Source organism: Brasilonema octagenarum UFV-OR1, assembly GCF_963888615.1.
In the GTDB taxonomy this organism is placed as follows: domain Bacteria; phylum Cyanobacteriota; class Cyanobacteriia; order Cyanobacteriales; family Nostocaceae; genus Brasilonema; species Brasilonema sennae.
On sequence record NZ_CAWPKW010000223.1, the window covers coordinates 1 to 15325 of the forward strand.

The 15325-nt window shown below is 41.4% G+C and carries 13 protein-coding genes and 2 pseudogenes; 8 read left to right on the forward strand and 7 right to left on the reverse strand.

Going from position 1 to position 15325, the window contains the following annotated elements; all coding sequences use genetic code 11:
* The 3 genes and pseudogenes from AC5590_RS17690 to AC5590_RS17700 all read left to right on the forward strand — a co-directional run.
* A partial coding sequence (locus AC5590_RS17690; protein WP_211178415.1) for a hypothetical protein occupies positions 1 to 265 on the forward strand: 265 nt, incomplete at its 5' end.
* Between the two features lie 451 nt (positions 266 to 716).
* Positions 717 to 1756 (forward strand): annotated as a pseudogene (locus AC5590_RS17695) (ISAzo13 family transposase); the annotation flags it as partial.
* 113 nt (positions 1757 to 1869) lie between these two features.
* Positions 1870 to 2052, forward strand: a pseudogene (locus AC5590_RS17700) (ISAzo13 family transposase); the annotation flags it as partial.
* Between the two features lie 60 nt (positions 2053 to 2112).
* Here AC5590_RS17700 and AC5590_RS17705 read toward each other — a convergent pair.
* From AC5590_RS17705 to AC5590_RS17720, 4 genes are read right to left on the reverse strand one after another with little or no spacing between them, the layout of a single operon-like run.
* On the reverse strand, positions 2113 to 3339 hold the full coding sequence (locus AC5590_RS17705) for a hypothetical protein (RefSeq protein ID WP_246163643.1): 1227 nt from the start codon (positions 3337 to 3339) through the stop codon (positions 2113 to 2115).
* The gene (gene dnaB / locus AC5590_RS17710; RefSeq protein ID WP_169264836.1) at positions 3336 to 4679 is read right to left on the reverse strand and encodes a replicative DNA helicase; all 1344 of its coding nucleotides are present in this window, start codon (positions 4677 to 4679) and stop codon (positions 3336 to 3338) included. The genes AC5590_RS17705 and dnaB overlap by 4 nt, the downstream gene beginning before the upstream one ends.
* Positions 4680 to 4682: 3 nt before the next feature.
* The gene (locus AC5590_RS17715; protein ID WP_169264837.1) at positions 4683 to 5465 is read right to left on the reverse strand and encodes a hypothetical protein; all 783 of its coding nucleotides are present in this window, start codon (positions 5463 to 5465) and stop codon (positions 4683 to 4685) included.
* The gene (locus tag AC5590_RS17720; RefSeq protein WP_211178416.1) at positions 5462 to 6244 is read right to left on the reverse strand and encodes a hypothetical protein; all 783 of its coding nucleotides are present in this window, start codon (positions 6242 to 6244) and stop codon (positions 5462 to 5464) included. The genes AC5590_RS17715 and AC5590_RS17720 overlap by 4 nt, the downstream gene beginning before the upstream one ends.
* A 336-nt stretch (positions 6245 to 6580) precedes the next feature.
* Between AC5590_RS17720 and AC5590_RS17725 the strand changes: the two genes are divergently transcribed.
* A complete protein-coding gene (locus AC5590_RS17725) occupies positions 6581 to 6955 on the forward strand; it encodes a transcriptional regulator (protein WP_048870729.1) in 375 nt (124 codons plus the stop codon).
* A 440-nt stretch (positions 6956 to 7395) separates the two neighbouring features.
* Here the strand turns inward: AC5590_RS17725 and AC5590_RS17730 are convergent, their stop codons facing one another.
* The gene (locus AC5590_RS17730; protein ID WP_169264838.1) at positions 7396 to 7815 is read right to left on the reverse strand and encodes a helix-turn-helix domain-containing protein; all 420 of its coding nucleotides are present in this window, start codon (positions 7813 to 7815) and stop codon (positions 7396 to 7398) included.
* Positions 7816 to 8010: 195 nt separating this feature from the next.
* Here AC5590_RS17730 and AC5590_RS17735 point away from each other — a divergent pair, with 195 nt between their 5' ends.
* From AC5590_RS17735 to AC5590_RS17750, 4 genes are all read left to right on the forward strand, one after another.
* Positions 8011 to 8871 carry a hypothetical protein gene (locus AC5590_RS17735; RefSeq protein WP_169264839.1) on the forward strand — a complete coding sequence of 287 codons (861 nt, stop codon included), beginning with the start codon at positions 8011 to 8013 and terminating at the stop codon, positions 8869 to 8871.
* Between the two features lie 301 nt (positions 8872 to 9172).
* Positions 9173 to 10072 (forward strand): P-loop NTPase family protein, encoded by a 900-nt coding sequence (locus AC5590_RS17740; RefSeq protein WP_169264840.1) that lies wholly within the window; start codon positions 9173 to 9175, stop codon positions 10070 to 10072.
* 385 nt (positions 10073 to 10457) lie between these two features.
* The gene (locus tag AC5590_RS17745) at positions 10458 to 11264 is read left to right on the forward strand and encodes a hypothetical protein (protein WP_169264841.1); all 807 of its coding nucleotides are present in this window, start codon (positions 10458 to 10460) and stop codon (positions 11262 to 11264) included.
* Between the two features lie 36 nt (positions 11265 to 11300).
* Positions 11301 to 11933, forward strand: coding sequence for a DUF6753 family protein (locus tag AC5590_RS17750; RefSeq protein ID WP_169264842.1), 633 nt, complete (start codon positions 11301 to 11303; stop codon positions 11931 to 11933).
* Between the two features lie 311 nt (positions 11934 to 12244).
* Here the strand turns inward: AC5590_RS17750 and AC5590_RS17755 are convergent, their stop codons facing one another.
* Positions 12245 to 13798 (reverse strand): AAA-like domain-containing protein, encoded by a 1554-nt coding sequence (locus tag AC5590_RS17755; protein ID WP_169264843.1) that lies wholly within the window; start codon positions 13796 to 13798, stop codon positions 12245 to 12247.
* A 566-nt stretch (positions 13799 to 14364) separates the two neighbouring features.
* Positions 14365 to 15150 (reverse strand): response regulator, encoded by a 786-nt coding sequence (locus AC5590_RS17760; protein ID WP_169264844.1) that lies wholly within the window; start codon positions 15148 to 15150, stop codon positions 14365 to 14367.
* Between the last annotated feature and the right edge of the window lie 175 nt (positions 15151 to 15325).

Genomic DNA, 15325 nt, shown 5'->3' on the forward strand with positions numbered 1-15325 from the left:
AAGCGCACGCCCAGAGGGCGAACGCGTAGCGTCTCCGCAGGAGATACCCGAAGGGCGTTGGGGTTCCCCCCGTTGTAGCGACTGCGAACCCGAAGGGCGATTGGTACTCCTATCTCTCCACCTAAACCTCAAAGGAATTTCCCTTGGGTGGACACCAGGTAAAGTCATTATCCGTATAATTATTTATACAATTGTTAAAAATACTGCAAAAAAAACCGATAAGAACAACCAAAATCTGCTTAATCTCAAATATTTTCATCTTTGAAGTAAGTCTATTCTGAACTTAGCGCTGCTGAGCTATTTCTTGCTGCTTAGTCTGAACTCCAGATGTAAGCGTTGCTTTAGAAAGCGATACCAATGGTCAATTTGGCAGGTAAGAGTTGGTGATTCTTCTGTTAGCTTCTGCCAATTGGAGACCTGTATTAAATCAGACTCCCTTTTTTTCCTTTGAGTTCAACCATTTAGTCTAAACTCTAGTAAGACATCAAAGTGTAATAAATGACTCTACAGTTTGTTGCTGCAGCAGCTTACTTTGAATTGGAGCAAACGCTATTCAATTTCAGTGACCCTTAGGGACTTACAGAAAATAAAATATACAGCTTGTCATAATGATAATCATTCCAGGGGAAGGGAGAGGCTGCCTGCGGCAGCCTCTCCCTTCCCCGTTTTTGTAGTAAATTTGATGATGATTCGATTTTTGGGTTACAGAGGTGTCAATACAGTTAACAAATTCACTCTCAAACTTGTTGAAGGAAACCGCACAAGAATTAAAAGGCACAGCCAAACGTCAATTCATAGCAAAAACAGTTGTGTCATTAGGAAAAGGAGGACAGTCACTTGCAGAGCGAGAGTTGGGATGGAATCGTGTGACTATTGGTAAAGGAATTAAAGAATTAAATAGTGGTATCACTTGTGTGGATAATTATCGGGGTAGAGGAAGGAAAAAAGCAGAATCACACCTGCCGAATCTGTTAGCAGATATCAAACAATTGGTGGATGAGCAAAGTCAAATAGACCCAAGCTTTAAAAGTCAAAGACTGTACACACGACTCTCTGCTGCTGAAGTTAGACATCAATTAATTGAGAAATTTGGTTATAGCGAGCAAGAATTACCAACTTCAGAAACAATTCGCGTTAAATTAAACAATTTAGGGTATTCCCTCAAACGGGTTGCTAAAATTCAACCTCAAAAAAAATTCCCGAAACTGACGCAATCTTTGAGCAATTAGCTATAGTTCATCAAGAAGCTTCAGATGAGCCAAGTATTCTACGCTTAAGTTTAGATGCGAAAGCTCGTGTCAATATCGGCTCATTTGACCGTGGTGGTAAAAATCGAGTTCCAACTATAACTGATGACCACGACTTCCACCCAAAAACCACCGTGACTCCTTATGGCATCTTTCTTCCAGCGCTTGACGAGCTATTTTTGTATTTTACAGAATCTAAAGTTACGAGCGACTTTATCGTTGATGTTTTAGCAGATTTTTGGAACTCAGAAAGCTGGCGATTTCCACAAATCAAAACTCTACTTATTAATCAAGATAATGGAGCAGAGAATAATTCTCGACGCACTCAGTTCATGAAACGCATAGTAGAGTTTGCTCACAAATTTCAACTGAACATACGTTTAGCTTACTATCCTCCGTACCATAGTAAATATAATCCGATAGAAAGAACTTGGGCAGTATTAGAAAATCATTGGAATGGCAGCATTTTAGATGAAGTAGAGACGGCATTACATTTTGCTCAAACTATGACGACGCATTGTCCCCTAAAAAATCGGGCAGCCTTATAACAACGAGTACCCGACTACGACGACAGATCAACACAAAAAAGGCTGCCCGATTTTTTTACGTGTAAGACCCCCGGACTTGGAATGGTAAACATCCAGTTGTTAAGTTAGTCACTCAAACTTACTCAACTGGGGTACGTCTCACTAAAAAAGCTATGTTAGAAATTGAAAATCAAATCTCACGCTTAACTAACTTATCTAAAGATAATTTACCTTCTTTAGGTAAATGGTTTATTGATATCTGTTATAGAACTACGTAATTTCTCAAAGTTGAAGTTTGTAACATAATTGGTAGTAATTATGAACATTGCACTCCCAAGTTACTTTTGAGTGCAAAAATTTTTTATTGATAGTTGAGGGGGAGAAAGCGGTTGCCGTTGGCAACCGCTTTCTCCCCCCCCCTTGAAATGATTATCATTCTTATAAAATGTATATTTTATTTTCTGGAAGTCCCTTAGTACCTTCAAAATCTCTCTAACTGGCGCTTTCTCTGTTTCTAGCTGCTGAACTTGACTTAATAACCCTTTGGGGATGTATTTTGAGGATTTCACCAGGCGATCGCCATCTTTCCAAAACTCGTAGTGATACCAAGTTTGAGGATAATCTTTGCCATGAAGGGTAATGGTTTTCCACTGAATTGAGCCACTGCCTAACCCCTTATCTCGTCTTGTTTTACTAGGGCTGTCTTTACTGGTGGTTGCTTCCACCTGTCCCCCATCGTTACTAGGGCTATCTTTAAGGGACACACATGAAGGCTCTTCCTCAGTACTAGGGCTTTTTTTACTGGTGGTTATTTCATTATTACTAGGGCTGTTTCTAATATCCCCCAGTAATATGTTTTTACTAGGGCTTGGCACAACACCCAGTAATCCCAAAATCTCTATCACTGGTCGTTTCTGTTCCTCTGCTTCTTGAATAACCCCTAGTAATTGCTTAGGAATGTACTTGGTTCTCTTCAGACCGTTTTCCTTCCAGTGATAATAAGCCTGGGGGTATTCCTTTCCATTCTTGGTAACGGTGCGCCAATGAATAGTGCCGTTACCCTCACCCCAATTTCTGCGCTTTTTACTAGGGCTGCTATTACTGGGGGATATATGGAAATTAGAGGAGTTTGTACTAGGGCTGTCTTTACCGGAGGGTATCTCTATCTGTTCGGAGTCTTTACTAGGGCTATTTTCAATATCCCCCAGTAAAAATTCAGAGACCCTCCACTTATCATCTGTTCTTTGTTGGACTTCTTCTTTATATAGAAGTTGAGTTGGTAGGTAAATGACAACATACAACTCAAAGACCTCCCTAAACAGCTGCACATTATCACCCCAGTAAATTAAGCAGTGAGATTGTCGTGCTGGTAACTTTGGCTTGTAGTTGGTATCCAAAAACTTGATTTTGCCCGAACAGAAGTAGACGAGCTGAGTCGCAAGCACCGAACTGCACAAGAGCAGCAGTCCGAACTGTAGGTTGCTGCTCTCGCTGTCAAAACCCAGTATCCAGCCATTAGGGCGAAAGGTTCCGACGGTAGTTTGAGGAATCGGCTCTTTCATCATTCCAAATTCCTGATAATTCCATAGGATTTGTCGAAGAACACCGTTGCCGTGCCAGTGTCGCCATGCCGTGCCTTAGCCATGATTAGTTCTAGGATTCCTTGGTCTTCTGTGTTCGGGTTGTAGTACTCGTCCCGGTAAGCGAGTATTATATTGTCTGCTACCATCTCTAAGATTCCTGACTGGCTGAGATCGCTCATCATTGGGCGCTTGTTTTGCCTTCCCTCAACAGCTCTAGAGATTTGAGACAGCGCCAACACAGGAACATCCAAATCACCTGCCATTTTGTAAAGTCCCCTCGCCACATCTCCTAGTTCGTAACTCCGGTTGCCAAGAGAGTCCTCTGCCATCATTTGCAGGTAATCAACTACAACCAACCCCAGCTTGCCTTCTTTTGCCTTCACCTGACGGCATTCGGAAGCAATTTCAGAAACGGTAATACCTCTTGAGTCATTTATGTACAGCGGCAGTTCTCTTGCGATACCAACGATTTTGGCAATGCTGCTAAATTCCCATTCCTCTAAAGGTTCAAATCCTGCCCGGTGTCTGCGGATGCGATCGCATCTGAGGGGTAACAAACCTAAATGCTTGTAGGCACCTACGACGCTAATTAAACTCCACAGTCTGTACTCCAGCTGCTTCTTTGTCATTTCCAGTGAGAAGATAATGACAGGTAGCTTGTGGAGCAGTATCATTTGGAGAGCCAAGAATGACGCGATGAACGATTTTCCCATTGACGGTCTCCCGGCAACTATAGTGAGCGTGCCACCTTCAAATCCCACCATCAAGTTATCGAGTTCATAAAGCCCTGTAGGGTAAATGGGGCTAGATGATTCTAATTGCTCGTAAGCAGCAATATTAATCGTGCTGTTATGTTCGGTGTTTGAACAAAATTTTTGGTGAGAAACTTGGAAAACTTTCTGCTCTGATTGATCGAGGACAATTGGTAACTCAGTTTCTGTCTCGTAACCCAAATGGACAATTTCATTACCGGCTTTAATTAACTGTCGCCGTAGATATTTCTCCATTACCAATGGGGCTAGGGCGTCGATGTTGACAGCACTGACTGTACGGTCTACGAGGGAGACTAGTTTATTTCTACCGCCAATGCGAGCGAGTAAGTCATGGTCTGCAAGCCAATTTATGACCGACAGTAAGTCTGTAGGTTTGCCGAGTCGGTGAAGGCGCAGTGCTGCTTGATAGATATCTTTGTGAGCAGTAATGTAAAAAGCTTCTGGAACCAGGTGATCGCTCACCCTGGTAACCGCTTCTGGATCTAGCATTATCCCGCCCAAAATCGCCTCTTCCGCCTCAATGTTTTGGGGTGGCAATCGATCAGTCATACTTCACTCCTGCAAAGCAAGCATGGCTTGCTGACGCTGTTCCTCAATTTCTTGTTGAAACTTTTTTGCAATATTTCTGCGGCTTTGGTTGTTTTTAGATTTGTTGATTTGTGTTTTTTGCTTCGCCAAGAATTTTTGGTAATAAACCTCCCAACGGTTTTTTCCGGCTTTGTTTTTGTAAGCTAACCAAGCCTCTATGTCGTTGACGGGTTGGCTGAGATTTTTTGTAAGTTCCTCACAGAAATTCAAAAAATTCGCTCGCTCGGTTTCTGAGAGAGTCTGAATAAATTCTGAATAATCTGAATATATCTGAGACTCTTTATAAACCTTACATTGTAAGGGTTTTGGGCTACGTTTTTCTGAACTCTCAGAATTATTTCTGGATTTTCGGAATTTTTTCTGGGTTTCTGGAATTATTTCTGGATTCTCAGAATTATTTCTGGATTCCCAGAAATTTTCTGGATTCTCAGAATCAGACTCTTGTTGAGAATTTACCCATTCTATGGTGACTTTGCCTGACTTGATGTTGATGGCGTGGTTTTCTTTGAGTTTGGCGATCGCTTCATAGACACTGCTTTCTGGAAGAAGCCATCGTAGTGCAAACTCTTTGGGAATAACTGTAATCGGGCGATCGCAGAAAGGGTTTTCGTACCTAAGCGCTAAATGAACAAAGGCAGCATTGTTGATTAGTTTGGTTTTGCGCAGGGCAATAAGTTCGGCTTTTTGAAGGGGGTAAAATTCGCCCTGTACCCTACCCTGTTTATCTCTCTGTGGTTTGGGTATCATGGCTTCACCTCCTCAAAGGTCACAACAACGTTGAATTCTTCGCAGGTAGCGGAGGCTAGTGCCAGTTTCGCTAAATCAGTACGACCAAAAAGGTGAATACGCTTGCTGTGTTCTGGGAAAAAGGCAGAGTAAGCAAGGATTTTGTCCAGTGCTTCTTTCCAATCACTAATATCCTTATCTTGCTCTCTAAATTGAACCTCAAACCATTCAGGTAGCCAATTTTTCTCTTTTAAAGCCAGTATTGCTCGACTGACAGTGCTTTTATCCGCCTTCGGCGGAAGGCAGAAGGCAGAGAGCAGAGGAGCCAGTGCGGGGGTGAAGCAGCGCTGCGGGAGGGAAACCCTCCGCAGGCGACTGCTGAAAGGGTTCCCCGGCATAAAGCATCTGGCGTGCCAGAAGGTATAAATTATGTCTTTGAGCAAGCTTTCTGGCTGGAGCCAACTGGGTATAAAACCCCAGCGTCTACAGGGGAGCCAGCGCCGTAGGCGGGTTTCCCGACTTGAGGCGTCTGGCGTTGTCTTCAATCGGTTGGGGTTTGAATCCCCATCCGATTGCTCCTTCTGCCTTCTGCCTCCTGCCCTCTGCCTTTCTTCAACCCTCTTCAAATCAGATGCAATGACGCTACATGGGATACTTATCCTTTCACCGATTCGGTTGACTGTTTTGAGATAGTAAAGGACATCTACTTCTGCTGGTTTTAATTCCCAGTTGGCTCTTAACCATTCTTCATGCTGAAGTGGGTAAAACTTCCCTTGAATTCTGGAATTGTTCTGCGTCATAATTTTCTTAGTAATGATAATTTCCAGCCCCTGCCCCCTGACTGGCTGGGGCTAATTCTCAAACCTATTGGCTTTCAGCTATTCCTCTTGGCTTTCCGAAAATTGCTTAATTTGCACCTCAAAGGTATCGCCATGTAAGCTAGTAGCAGCTAAAGTTCTGCCCTAATTCCTTGAAGATGATGTTATATCTTTCAGTAAAAGCAAGTCGTTGGCTCAGTTTAGCGAGGGGAAATCCTTTGCTACCATTGAGTTATCCATGTCTTTAAAAATCCTAACAAAGTTCTCTTTAAATATCGCATACTATAACAACTAACTAATCCTATAATTGGCTTGGCAATGCAAAATTTTGTAACAGAGGAAACTCCTCTTTACCAGCAACTATTTGACGAAATGTTCGATAGGTTTAACCTTTCGGCAAAAGTTGTAGCCAAGCAAGCTGGAGTTTCAGAGGTGCTAATTTCCAGATTTCGTAAGGGAAAGGCTGATTTGGGAACTGGAAAGTTTCTAGCATTGCTAGGGGCTGTTCCTATGGAAGCGCGGGAGTGGTATTTATCTCAGTTGCTAGGGGCGAAGCCTGGGGTGAGCCTACGAGTGCTTATATCTGCTGCTTCTCCTGTAGAAAGAGTCGAAATCCTTAACTTAATTGGCCATTCTTTTTTAGAAGACGGTAAAACTACTGAGTCAAGTGAATTGATGTCACAAGCAGTATGATAGTGAGCAATCCCACTTTATGAGTGAACATAAGGGATGTTAGTGGATGTGGACGTGTTACCTGCCCACATCTACGACTGGGAGGAGTCAAAGCTGTAGCCCAGATCCACCCCATTAGTGACACGGTCGGATAATTTCGGTGTTTGTCAACCTAAAATACTTGCATCGTAGGGATTTTGTGCGGCAATGGTTAAGTCCTTCAAGGTGGAAATTCATTATCAAATAATCAACACTATTGACTTGAGCGAGTTTGGTAATTGCTGTATACCTGATAACTTTTGAAAAATTTTAGAGGTGCCTAGTTGAAAGTACGGTTTGGGTAATGCCTAGCTTCAGGCAAGCCTCCTATATCCTAAATCTACCCCACTCCACAAAGAGCAATCCTCTGGGTTTTTACTGTTATAATTATAAAATTTCTATATACTAACTTGTAAAAATACTTAGCTATAACTGGGTGAGGTGCTGTGAACAACTCGACGCACCTGTTCTTGTCCCAAAACAATATTTCTTTCAGATGCCAGTTTTTGACTTATCTGCCCTTGCCTATACCGACGTTCTTCCAACAACCATTGCTCTACAGCTTGCCAATCTTCCGAACTCCAGCAGGCTTTTTTACCTCGTCCTGGCGCTTCCCAAAGTCCAATTAATCCACCCTCTTTCCACCGTTGTATTGTTTGTCTTACAGTTTGCTCTGCCCAATCTAAATACTCCGCAATATCTCGTACACTAAAACCCTGTGCGTTTAATCTCAATGCCATTACCCTCTGTTTTGTTCGCTTCGGTATTGTTGAAGCGTAACTCAGTTCAAAAAGGGTATTGTCTTCTTTCGGTGTGAGTTGGATTCTAAGTGGAGCGGGCATTGTAATTATTTAAATGATACACCTTCTTGATTTTACGTTTTTTTAGGTTGAGCTACTTATGAAATTAATGACTGATTTACAGCATCAACTATTGTTGCTCAAAAATTGGACTTTTGTTGATTGTTTTTATTTACTAGAAGTTAGACACTAGAAGTGAAATCTACATAAAACAGAATAGTTAGGTTTGACGAAATAATGAATATTTATTGGCTGACTCGGATAGCTAATTTCCAGGGCAGCTCTATCAGACTTCTAGATATTGATACAGGCATTGAGTTTTTTGCAAAAGATATACTCATGCTTGTTTGTCCTAGAAATGTTGATAAAGAGATACAATCATTTCTCGAAGTACTACCATTAAAATTGAGACGCAAACGTCAAGTTTTTACTGTGAATCATGAATTACAAGAGGTTGATACTTTATGTTGGTTAGCACTAAAATACATTTTTAATTTATTTGGTTATGAAAAACATCGTGAGTTTGTGCGCTGGTTGCGTAAAGATGTTGCGCCTATTAGTAGTGCAAGTTTGAGTTTAAGCCCCTTACCTGTAAGGGTTAATAATCCTGACAAGCGAATATTTAATACTAGTCGTCAGATTGTTGCAGTACAGTCACTTCGCTCTAGGCGGACTGAACTTCTACCAATTCATAATACTAGTATTGCCGCGCGTTTGCCTGCTTCAGAACTGATTGTAACTAAGCTAAATTCATTGCATTGGTTCAATATCATCACCAACTGCCAGCTAATGTCGCTTTCAGATATGTATCTGAATTCGCGTTTTTCCTTGGTTGGTTCGCCTCTAACACTTGTACCTGCCATTCACGAATACTCTTTACAGAATGAGAATCTAGATATTGCGGTATTAGAAGCTATTTATTTGAGTTTCTTGTACAAGCAAGTTGATATTCCTTTACTGGATTCTGATACTGACTTATCAAACAAACTGTTACGTAAGCGGTATCTGGATTGTTGTCGGTTGATATTAGAAAACGAAAATATATCTTATTCAGATTTGTACTTGACTTTTGTTAATGATGCCGAAATTTTTTTTTAGCACAAGAACTTGATATAGCTTTAATATTTTTCTATTTTCAAAAACACTTATCTTTTCCAATTTTGCGAATTTTGGAGGGAGGTGTCTTTCTACAAGCACTTGAGCTATTTGGTTTAACTGCAAGCCAGAATAAGCAACTAATTTTCTCCTTGAGGGTTGCTTATCTTAACTGGTTGTCAACTCTTTTAGAACAAATGATTTCTTTTACTTAGAGTTGACAATAATTTGAGTGTGTTAGCAAAGTGTACTCACTTTGTCAAGGATTGTAATGTTTCTAAATAGGAAGAAGAGAGAAAAGAAAATGTCTGACAAGAATGCTAACACTAATAATAACCCTCCAGGATTTACTAATAATGAACCTCAGCGACGATTGGTTATTGTTACAGGTGATAAAGGGGGTGTTGGGAAGAGTACTTTTGCGCGAGGGTTATTACAGCTTTATATTAATAAAGATTTGGTGTGTCTTGCATATGAAGCAGACCAACGCAATCCTCAATTAGAGAGGCATTATGTAGACAAGTATAGACCTTTAATACGTTATATTGACATTTTTCGTAAGGGTGAAGCTGATAAGTTGTTAATTGACATAGAGAAAGAAAAACAATTTTCTCTATTTTTGTTAGATTTACCTGCTCAGTCAGGAGGTTTTTTTGAAAACTATGTTAAAGAGTTGACCTTTTTTGAAATGCTAAAGGATGTTAATTGTCAAGTGACGATGGTTTCGGTTATCAGTAGGGTGCAGGACTCGGTTAACGTCTTAGAAAAATTGCACGAACTTTGTAAAGACCAAGTAGATTACGTTGTCGTCAAGAATTTATTTCATGGTGAATCCGATAAATTTGAGCGTTATAACGATTCCAAAATTCGTAAGGATATGTCATCCAAAGGATTAGTAGAAATAATGATGCCAGAATTATTTTATCTCCCCTACGATTTTCTTGACTATTATGCTTTAACTTTTAATGACGCTTTGACTCATGAAAAAACAAATCTTGTTATTAAAGCAAGGGTTAAGTATTGGCTTGCTGATTTTGAAGAAAAAACTAAATCAGCTTTTCACTTATTAGGTTTTGATAAAGAGTCACTTTCCGGTTACTATGACAAGATGGCTGAAGAGACCAAGAAAGCTAAAAATAAAGAAAAAAAGCAGTCTAAAAGCCAGCCAACTCAAACTCCAGAGCCTTTACAAAATAGCGCTTAATTTCTCTAGTAAAAGGGAACAGGGAACTCTTAACAGGGAACTCTTAACAGTGATTGCGTATGGTAGGTAGAGTGTGGGGCAAAACAAGTCAAAATCATAAGGTAAGAAGTCAAAATTAATTCTTTACTTTTGACTTTTGTTAGCGTAGTGGGACGCAGTCCATTTTGAATTTTGAATTTGAGCGCAGCGAGTGGGGTGTGGGGACGGCACGTTTAGGATACTGTTGGTGAAGTGCTTGGAATAGTTGGAGAGCGCTTTTGAGTCGTTACTATCCTCAACGCAAAAATATAAATTTCAGGAATTCGCCAATAATATCCACAGTTCAAGAGACATCCAAACACTACACCCCACACCCAATGGAAGCGGAGCGACGATTAAATTAATTATGCTTATAAAGCGTTTTGTGATTACGGTTGGAGATGCCCGTGTTGGTAAGTCTACAATATCAAGACTTTTACTAGAGTTGTACTTGAAGAATCAACTCAATGTGCGTGTTTTCTATCACGGACATCGTAACAAGTTATCAATGTATCAAACGTCATGCTTTGATATCAACCAGTTGGGTTTTTCGAGGGGTGATTCTGATAGGTTGTTACTCGATCTAGAGATGTTTCCGAAGATTGAAGTGGTTTTGACAGATATGCCAGGTCAAAACTTACCAGAATTCAAGTTTTTTGATCAAGACGTTTCACTGGTAGAAAATCTCAATTGCCTGGGATATCGCATCACCTTCTTGCACCCGATATCTCACCGTAAAGATTGTGTTGAGGAATATCTTCAGGATTTATACCAATACTTTGGTAACCAGGTTGATTATGTGATTATCAAAAATTATTACTTTGGCGAGCAATTTTGCTACTATGATGGTAATCAATTCCAAGCTGCTCTCAAAAAACTAAACGGTTTGGAGTTAGTTTTAGATAAGTTGCATAATGACTTTTACCAGTTGCTTGAGGATACGGGTTTACCCTATGCTCAAGCAGTTAAAACTGACTCACCACTGAATACACTTCAGCGTTCCATAATATTTAATTGGATTGAGAATTTTCACAATTCTATTGTCTCTAACGGCATTGCTTCTAATTATTTAGGATTGATGACGAATCGTGCAGAATTGGTTACTGCGGGTGCAAATGCACATACTCTTTCCAATCTTGATTTAATTGAGCAGACTGAATCAGAGGAATGGTAAGTATTTGTTTGACTAGGTTGAATTTTTAATTGACTTATGACTGATATTGCAAAAGTTGTTGAAAAAGTTGTTGCGACTTATACTGAGGAGAAAAAGGCAGAGGTCATTGATTGGATACTTAAGTTGGGCATTCGACCTGATGACCCTTTGTTTAACCTTTACGCAGAATTGGGTACAACTCAGTTTGCGTTGCAGCAACTACCAGGCAGGCTTGACTCGCTTGTGGTCGGTTGGACTGATATAGTAGACGACAAGCTCAACACTGCTTCCAAGGTGGCTATACAGCAACAAAAGAATGCGATCGCACAAGCAACTTTGGAATTGGTTAAAACTACCAAGCAGGATGCCAGCGAGGGTTTGCCACAACTAGCGCAATTGGGTGTAAGTAATTGGCGGTTGGCGCAAGTGGCAAGTGTATTAGGTTTCGTACTGGCTTTGGGAACTGTTATTGGTGTTTTTACGTATAAGACCGTTGCTGGAAGTGTCACTTCTGTGCCTGTAGCTTCTTCTGCTGCTTTACAACCTGAAGATAAAAAACTTCTAGATTGGCTGAAATCAAATGAAGGTAAGGTAGCACGCAACATTTATGTCAAAAATGCCGCCATTATTAAGACTTGCCGCCAGCAGAAGAAATATTCAGGTGCTTGCATAATTTCGGTTGAGTATTAGAAAACTTCACTGAATCTATAGCCTTGAATTCATTTACTTTGTTCTTGACATCTATCCTCCACAAATGACAAATTGATGCCTAAAAAGTACCAAGTGGTACATCTATTTTGTCTCAAAGTTCCGACTCCAATTTAAACAGGAACTTCTCCTGCTATAAAGAGCGATCACTATATTCAACCAATATAAAATCACCAAACGCTTGCATAGCGCCAATCATAGATTACTTTGCCCACCTGTTGCAGCAACAGTCACACTACCCCAAACTGCTGTAAGAAGCGTACCATTCCCACAGGACCTTTATGCTTGAGCACCTATGCACGTACAACGGTGACAGAACGTCCATTTTTCGTAGTTGTAATTTGAGTCGCCAAGCGTGACTCTAGAGGTAGTGCATTACTGCGTCGGTCAAAAATAACTAACCAACCAAAATCTTCTCCCAACCGCGCCAAATAGGCATCTAACTGTTCTAAACCCGCTTCTAATGGGTCTTTTTTTTTATCACGCCAAACTTTTAACTCAATTCCTAATGTGATTTTTCTATATCTCAGACACAAATCCATGCGATCGCGCCCAATTGCATATTCACGTTCGAGAGTTCCACCACCATTAACTACGCGATGTAAAAATGCCATGAGCACTAAATGAGGTGCAATCTCATGGTAAACTGCACTCCCAAGCAACGGTTCTCCATGCTGACGCCAGAATGCCAAAAACGCGTGCAACAAAGCATCTATATTTAACTCACCACTTTTGGTTAACCAACTGGGACTAATATGGGGTAAACTATCCTGAGTACCCTGCACCAAAACACGGGGAATAACTTCACGATAAATGGGATTGGCAATCACGAGTCCCCCTTCTGGGTCACGCCGTAACAACCCCAAATCAATCAAATATTGTCGGTCATCCGATGGAGTATCCCCCAACGCTCCTCCTGCTAACATTGGTTCAATAATTGCCTTTACCCTTGGTTCTCGGAGTTTTTCAGCAAGAGAATCGAGATGGGTATCTTGACGTGCAATGAGTGTTTCCTTGGCTTTAAAAATATGTTCTGGTGTAATTGCGACATTTATATCCGTCACCATCTCTTCTACAACTTCTTTGGCTAAGGCATTTACCAACCAAGGTTGTCCCTGAGTCAAATCAAACGCGGTTTGGATAGCCTCGTTTGTGAATACTTGTCCTGTATCTTCAGTATGTTGTTGGTATAATTGTGCCACCTCCGTTGCATTAAAATTTCTTAACGTTAGGGAGCGCACTTTAATATTAAAAGGACTTGACGTATTCAGGCGATCGCTACCTCCGGAAGCCACTTTATAATCCCGCACATCCCGTAAGCCAATCAACCCTACGGACAACGGAAAGTTTTTGGGGCGGGTGCGATAGCCATCGCCTAACTGCCGCAAAACAGATATTAGGGCTTCATCCTGTAAAGAGTCAATTTCATCAATAAATAACACCAATGGTCGTGGCGAAGATCGTGCCCAAGCCTGCAAAGCAGCTTGAATTCTTCGTCCTGGCTGCGCTTCATCCCAAAATGCGCTTGGGTGTAAATCAGAGGGTAAATCGAACTGGGCACTCGCCCACCAAGCATCCAGAATAGATAGTTCAGCAGCACCTGGGTCGTGACGAAAAGGGGTTCCCACTTCCGCAGATACCACGAGTGCTGTGTAGCGTCCACTACTCGTTAGTTGTTCTGCAAGCGCTAGCATTGCAGTAGTTTTACCTGTTTGGCGAGGCGCATGAATCACAAAGTAGCTACGTTGTGAAATCAGCCGCTCCAAGTCTGGCAATCGACTCGTTGGCGACAGCATATAATGAATGTCTGCTTGACAAGGACCTGCGGTATTAAACCAACGAGACATGGGAATTTGGATTCCACTTGCTTTTTGCTCTTATTGTAGCTCAAGGCTTCTGGCTGGATTCCCTCTTAAGAGTTCCCGCCCCGTTGGCGCACCAGACCGCAAAGGGCGCTTAGGCTTGGTCAACCCCTCCGGGGAATTCAAAGTATGCCTGCGGCACGCTGCGCTATCAAAATTCAAAATTCGTCTTGAAAAGTTTTGCGCCGGGAAACCCCTATGGCTGACGCCACGCCTTACGGCTATCGGGGAGAACCTCCGGTTCAGCTGCGCTAACGCAGTCGCCTACGGAGGGATACCCTCCTGCAGCGCTGTCTCACCGGACGCGCAAACTTTTCGCAAAATTAAGAATCCCCATCGATTTGGAGGCTTGAAACAAGGACATCGTTTTCCTCGCGCTGCGCGTAGGCGTGAAAACATTTTTTACATTCTCCATACCATAAGTTGGGGGCTTGTATCCTTTTTCTTTTTTTTGATAGCGCAGCGTGCCCGCAGGGCATACTTTGAATGAGCGAATGAGCGAATGTTTGAGTGAGCGCCCAAGGGGCGGCTCCCCGAGTGAGCATCGTGGGTCAAGCAGCCCAACCTTCCCGTTCGTTGTTTGTTCTTTTTTTATCTCCTTTACTTGTTTGATTGGTTTTGAGCTTTTTATAAGTTTCTTGAGTCGTTTCTTGTTCAATTTTCATGTCTGCGAAGGTTAAGATTCCGATACGAATTCCTTCACGGACAGCATTGAATCTATCCTTGACTCCAAGCTTAATAAACAAACTATGCATATACGACCTTACCGTACCTTCGGATATATACATCTTGTTTGCAATTTCGTCATTTCTCATGCCTGAAGCGGTCAGTTTTAGAACTGTTATTTCTTTAATGGAGAATTCACTTAATAAATCAAGTGAATCTTTCTGCGGCGCGTCTTTTGACCGGAAATTTTCAATCAAGATACGATTGATAGTCGGGTCAATCCATGATTCGTTATTGTACGCAGCCAGTACTGCTTCAACGAATCTTTCTCCTACTTCTTCTCTGGCGCTATTTTTACAGTAGTAGCAGTCTGCGCCATTACTAATTGCTGCGCTGATAGCATCTCGACTGCTATTTGCAGTCATAACCACAATTTTTATAGATTCATACTTGGATTTAATTATATTTATTAACTCGTTTCCACTGATGTCGGGTAAATCAGTATTTATGACTACGATATCTGGGTTTTGTTTGTCGATAATTTCTATGCCTTCTGTCCCGTATTTGGCAACACCGCATACCTGAATTTTTCCGGTTTCAGATAGTATTGCTGCTGCGCCAATCCTGGACATATTTTCATTCTCAATGATGACAACATTAGCTAGTTTCATATTTTAGATTTTTTTCTTAGTCGTGCATCTGTTAAGTAACTTGGCACAATTCAACTAAAGTATGTAACGTTTTGTAATGGTCAAGAGCAAATATTTTTCTCTTTTACCCAACGCCAGAACTCATTGCAATATATAGGAATCCGATTTGATTCGGTGAATCACTCGTGGGAACAGG

Bases quoted from the DNA above. Each gene is read 5' to 3' on its own strand.
- AC5590_RS17705 (WP_246163643.1), bottom strand. From the start codon at position 3,339: ATGATGAAAGAGCCGATTCCTCAAACTACCGTCGGAACCTTTCGCCCT.
- dnaB (WP_169264836.1), bottom strand. From the start codon at position 4,679: ATGACTGATCGATTGCCACCCCAAAACATTGAGGCGGAAGAGGCGATT.
- AC5590_RS17715 (WP_169264837.1), bottom strand. From the start codon at position 5,465: ATGATACCCAAACCACAGAGAGATAAACAGGGTAGGGTACAGGGCGAA.
- AC5590_RS17720 (WP_211178416.1), bottom strand. From the start codon at position 6,244: ATGACGCAGAACAATTCCAGAATTCAAGGGAAGTTTTACCCACTTCAG.
- AC5590_RS17725 (WP_048870729.1), top strand. From the start codon at position 6,581: ATGCAAAATTTTGTAACAGAGGAAACTCCTCTTTACCAGCAACTATTT.
- AC5590_RS17730 (WP_169264838.1), bottom strand. From the start codon at position 7,815: ATGCCCGCTCCACTTAGAATCCAACTCACACCGAAAGAAGACAATACC.
- AC5590_RS17735 (WP_169264839.1), top strand. From the start codon at position 8,011: ATGAATATTTATTGGCTGACTCGGATAGCTAATTTCCAGGGCAGCTCT.
- AC5590_RS17740 (WP_169264840.1), top strand. From the start codon at position 9,173: ATGTCTGACAAGAATGCTAACACTAATAATAACCCTCCAGGATTTACT.
- AC5590_RS17745 (WP_169264841.1), top strand. From the start codon at position 10,458: ATGCTTATAAAGCGTTTTGTGATTACGGTTGGAGATGCCCGTGTTGGT.
- AC5590_RS17750 (WP_169264842.1), top strand. From the start codon at position 11,301: ATGACTGATATTGCAAAAGTTGTTGAAAAAGTTGTTGCGACTTATACT.
- AC5590_RS17755 (WP_169264843.1), bottom strand. From the start codon at position 13,798: ATGTCTCGTTGGTTTAATACCGCAGGTCCTTGTCAAGCAGACATTCAT.
- AC5590_RS17760 (WP_169264844.1), bottom strand. From the start codon at position 15,150: ATGAAACTAGCTAATGTTGTCATCATTGAGAATGAAAATATGTCCAGG.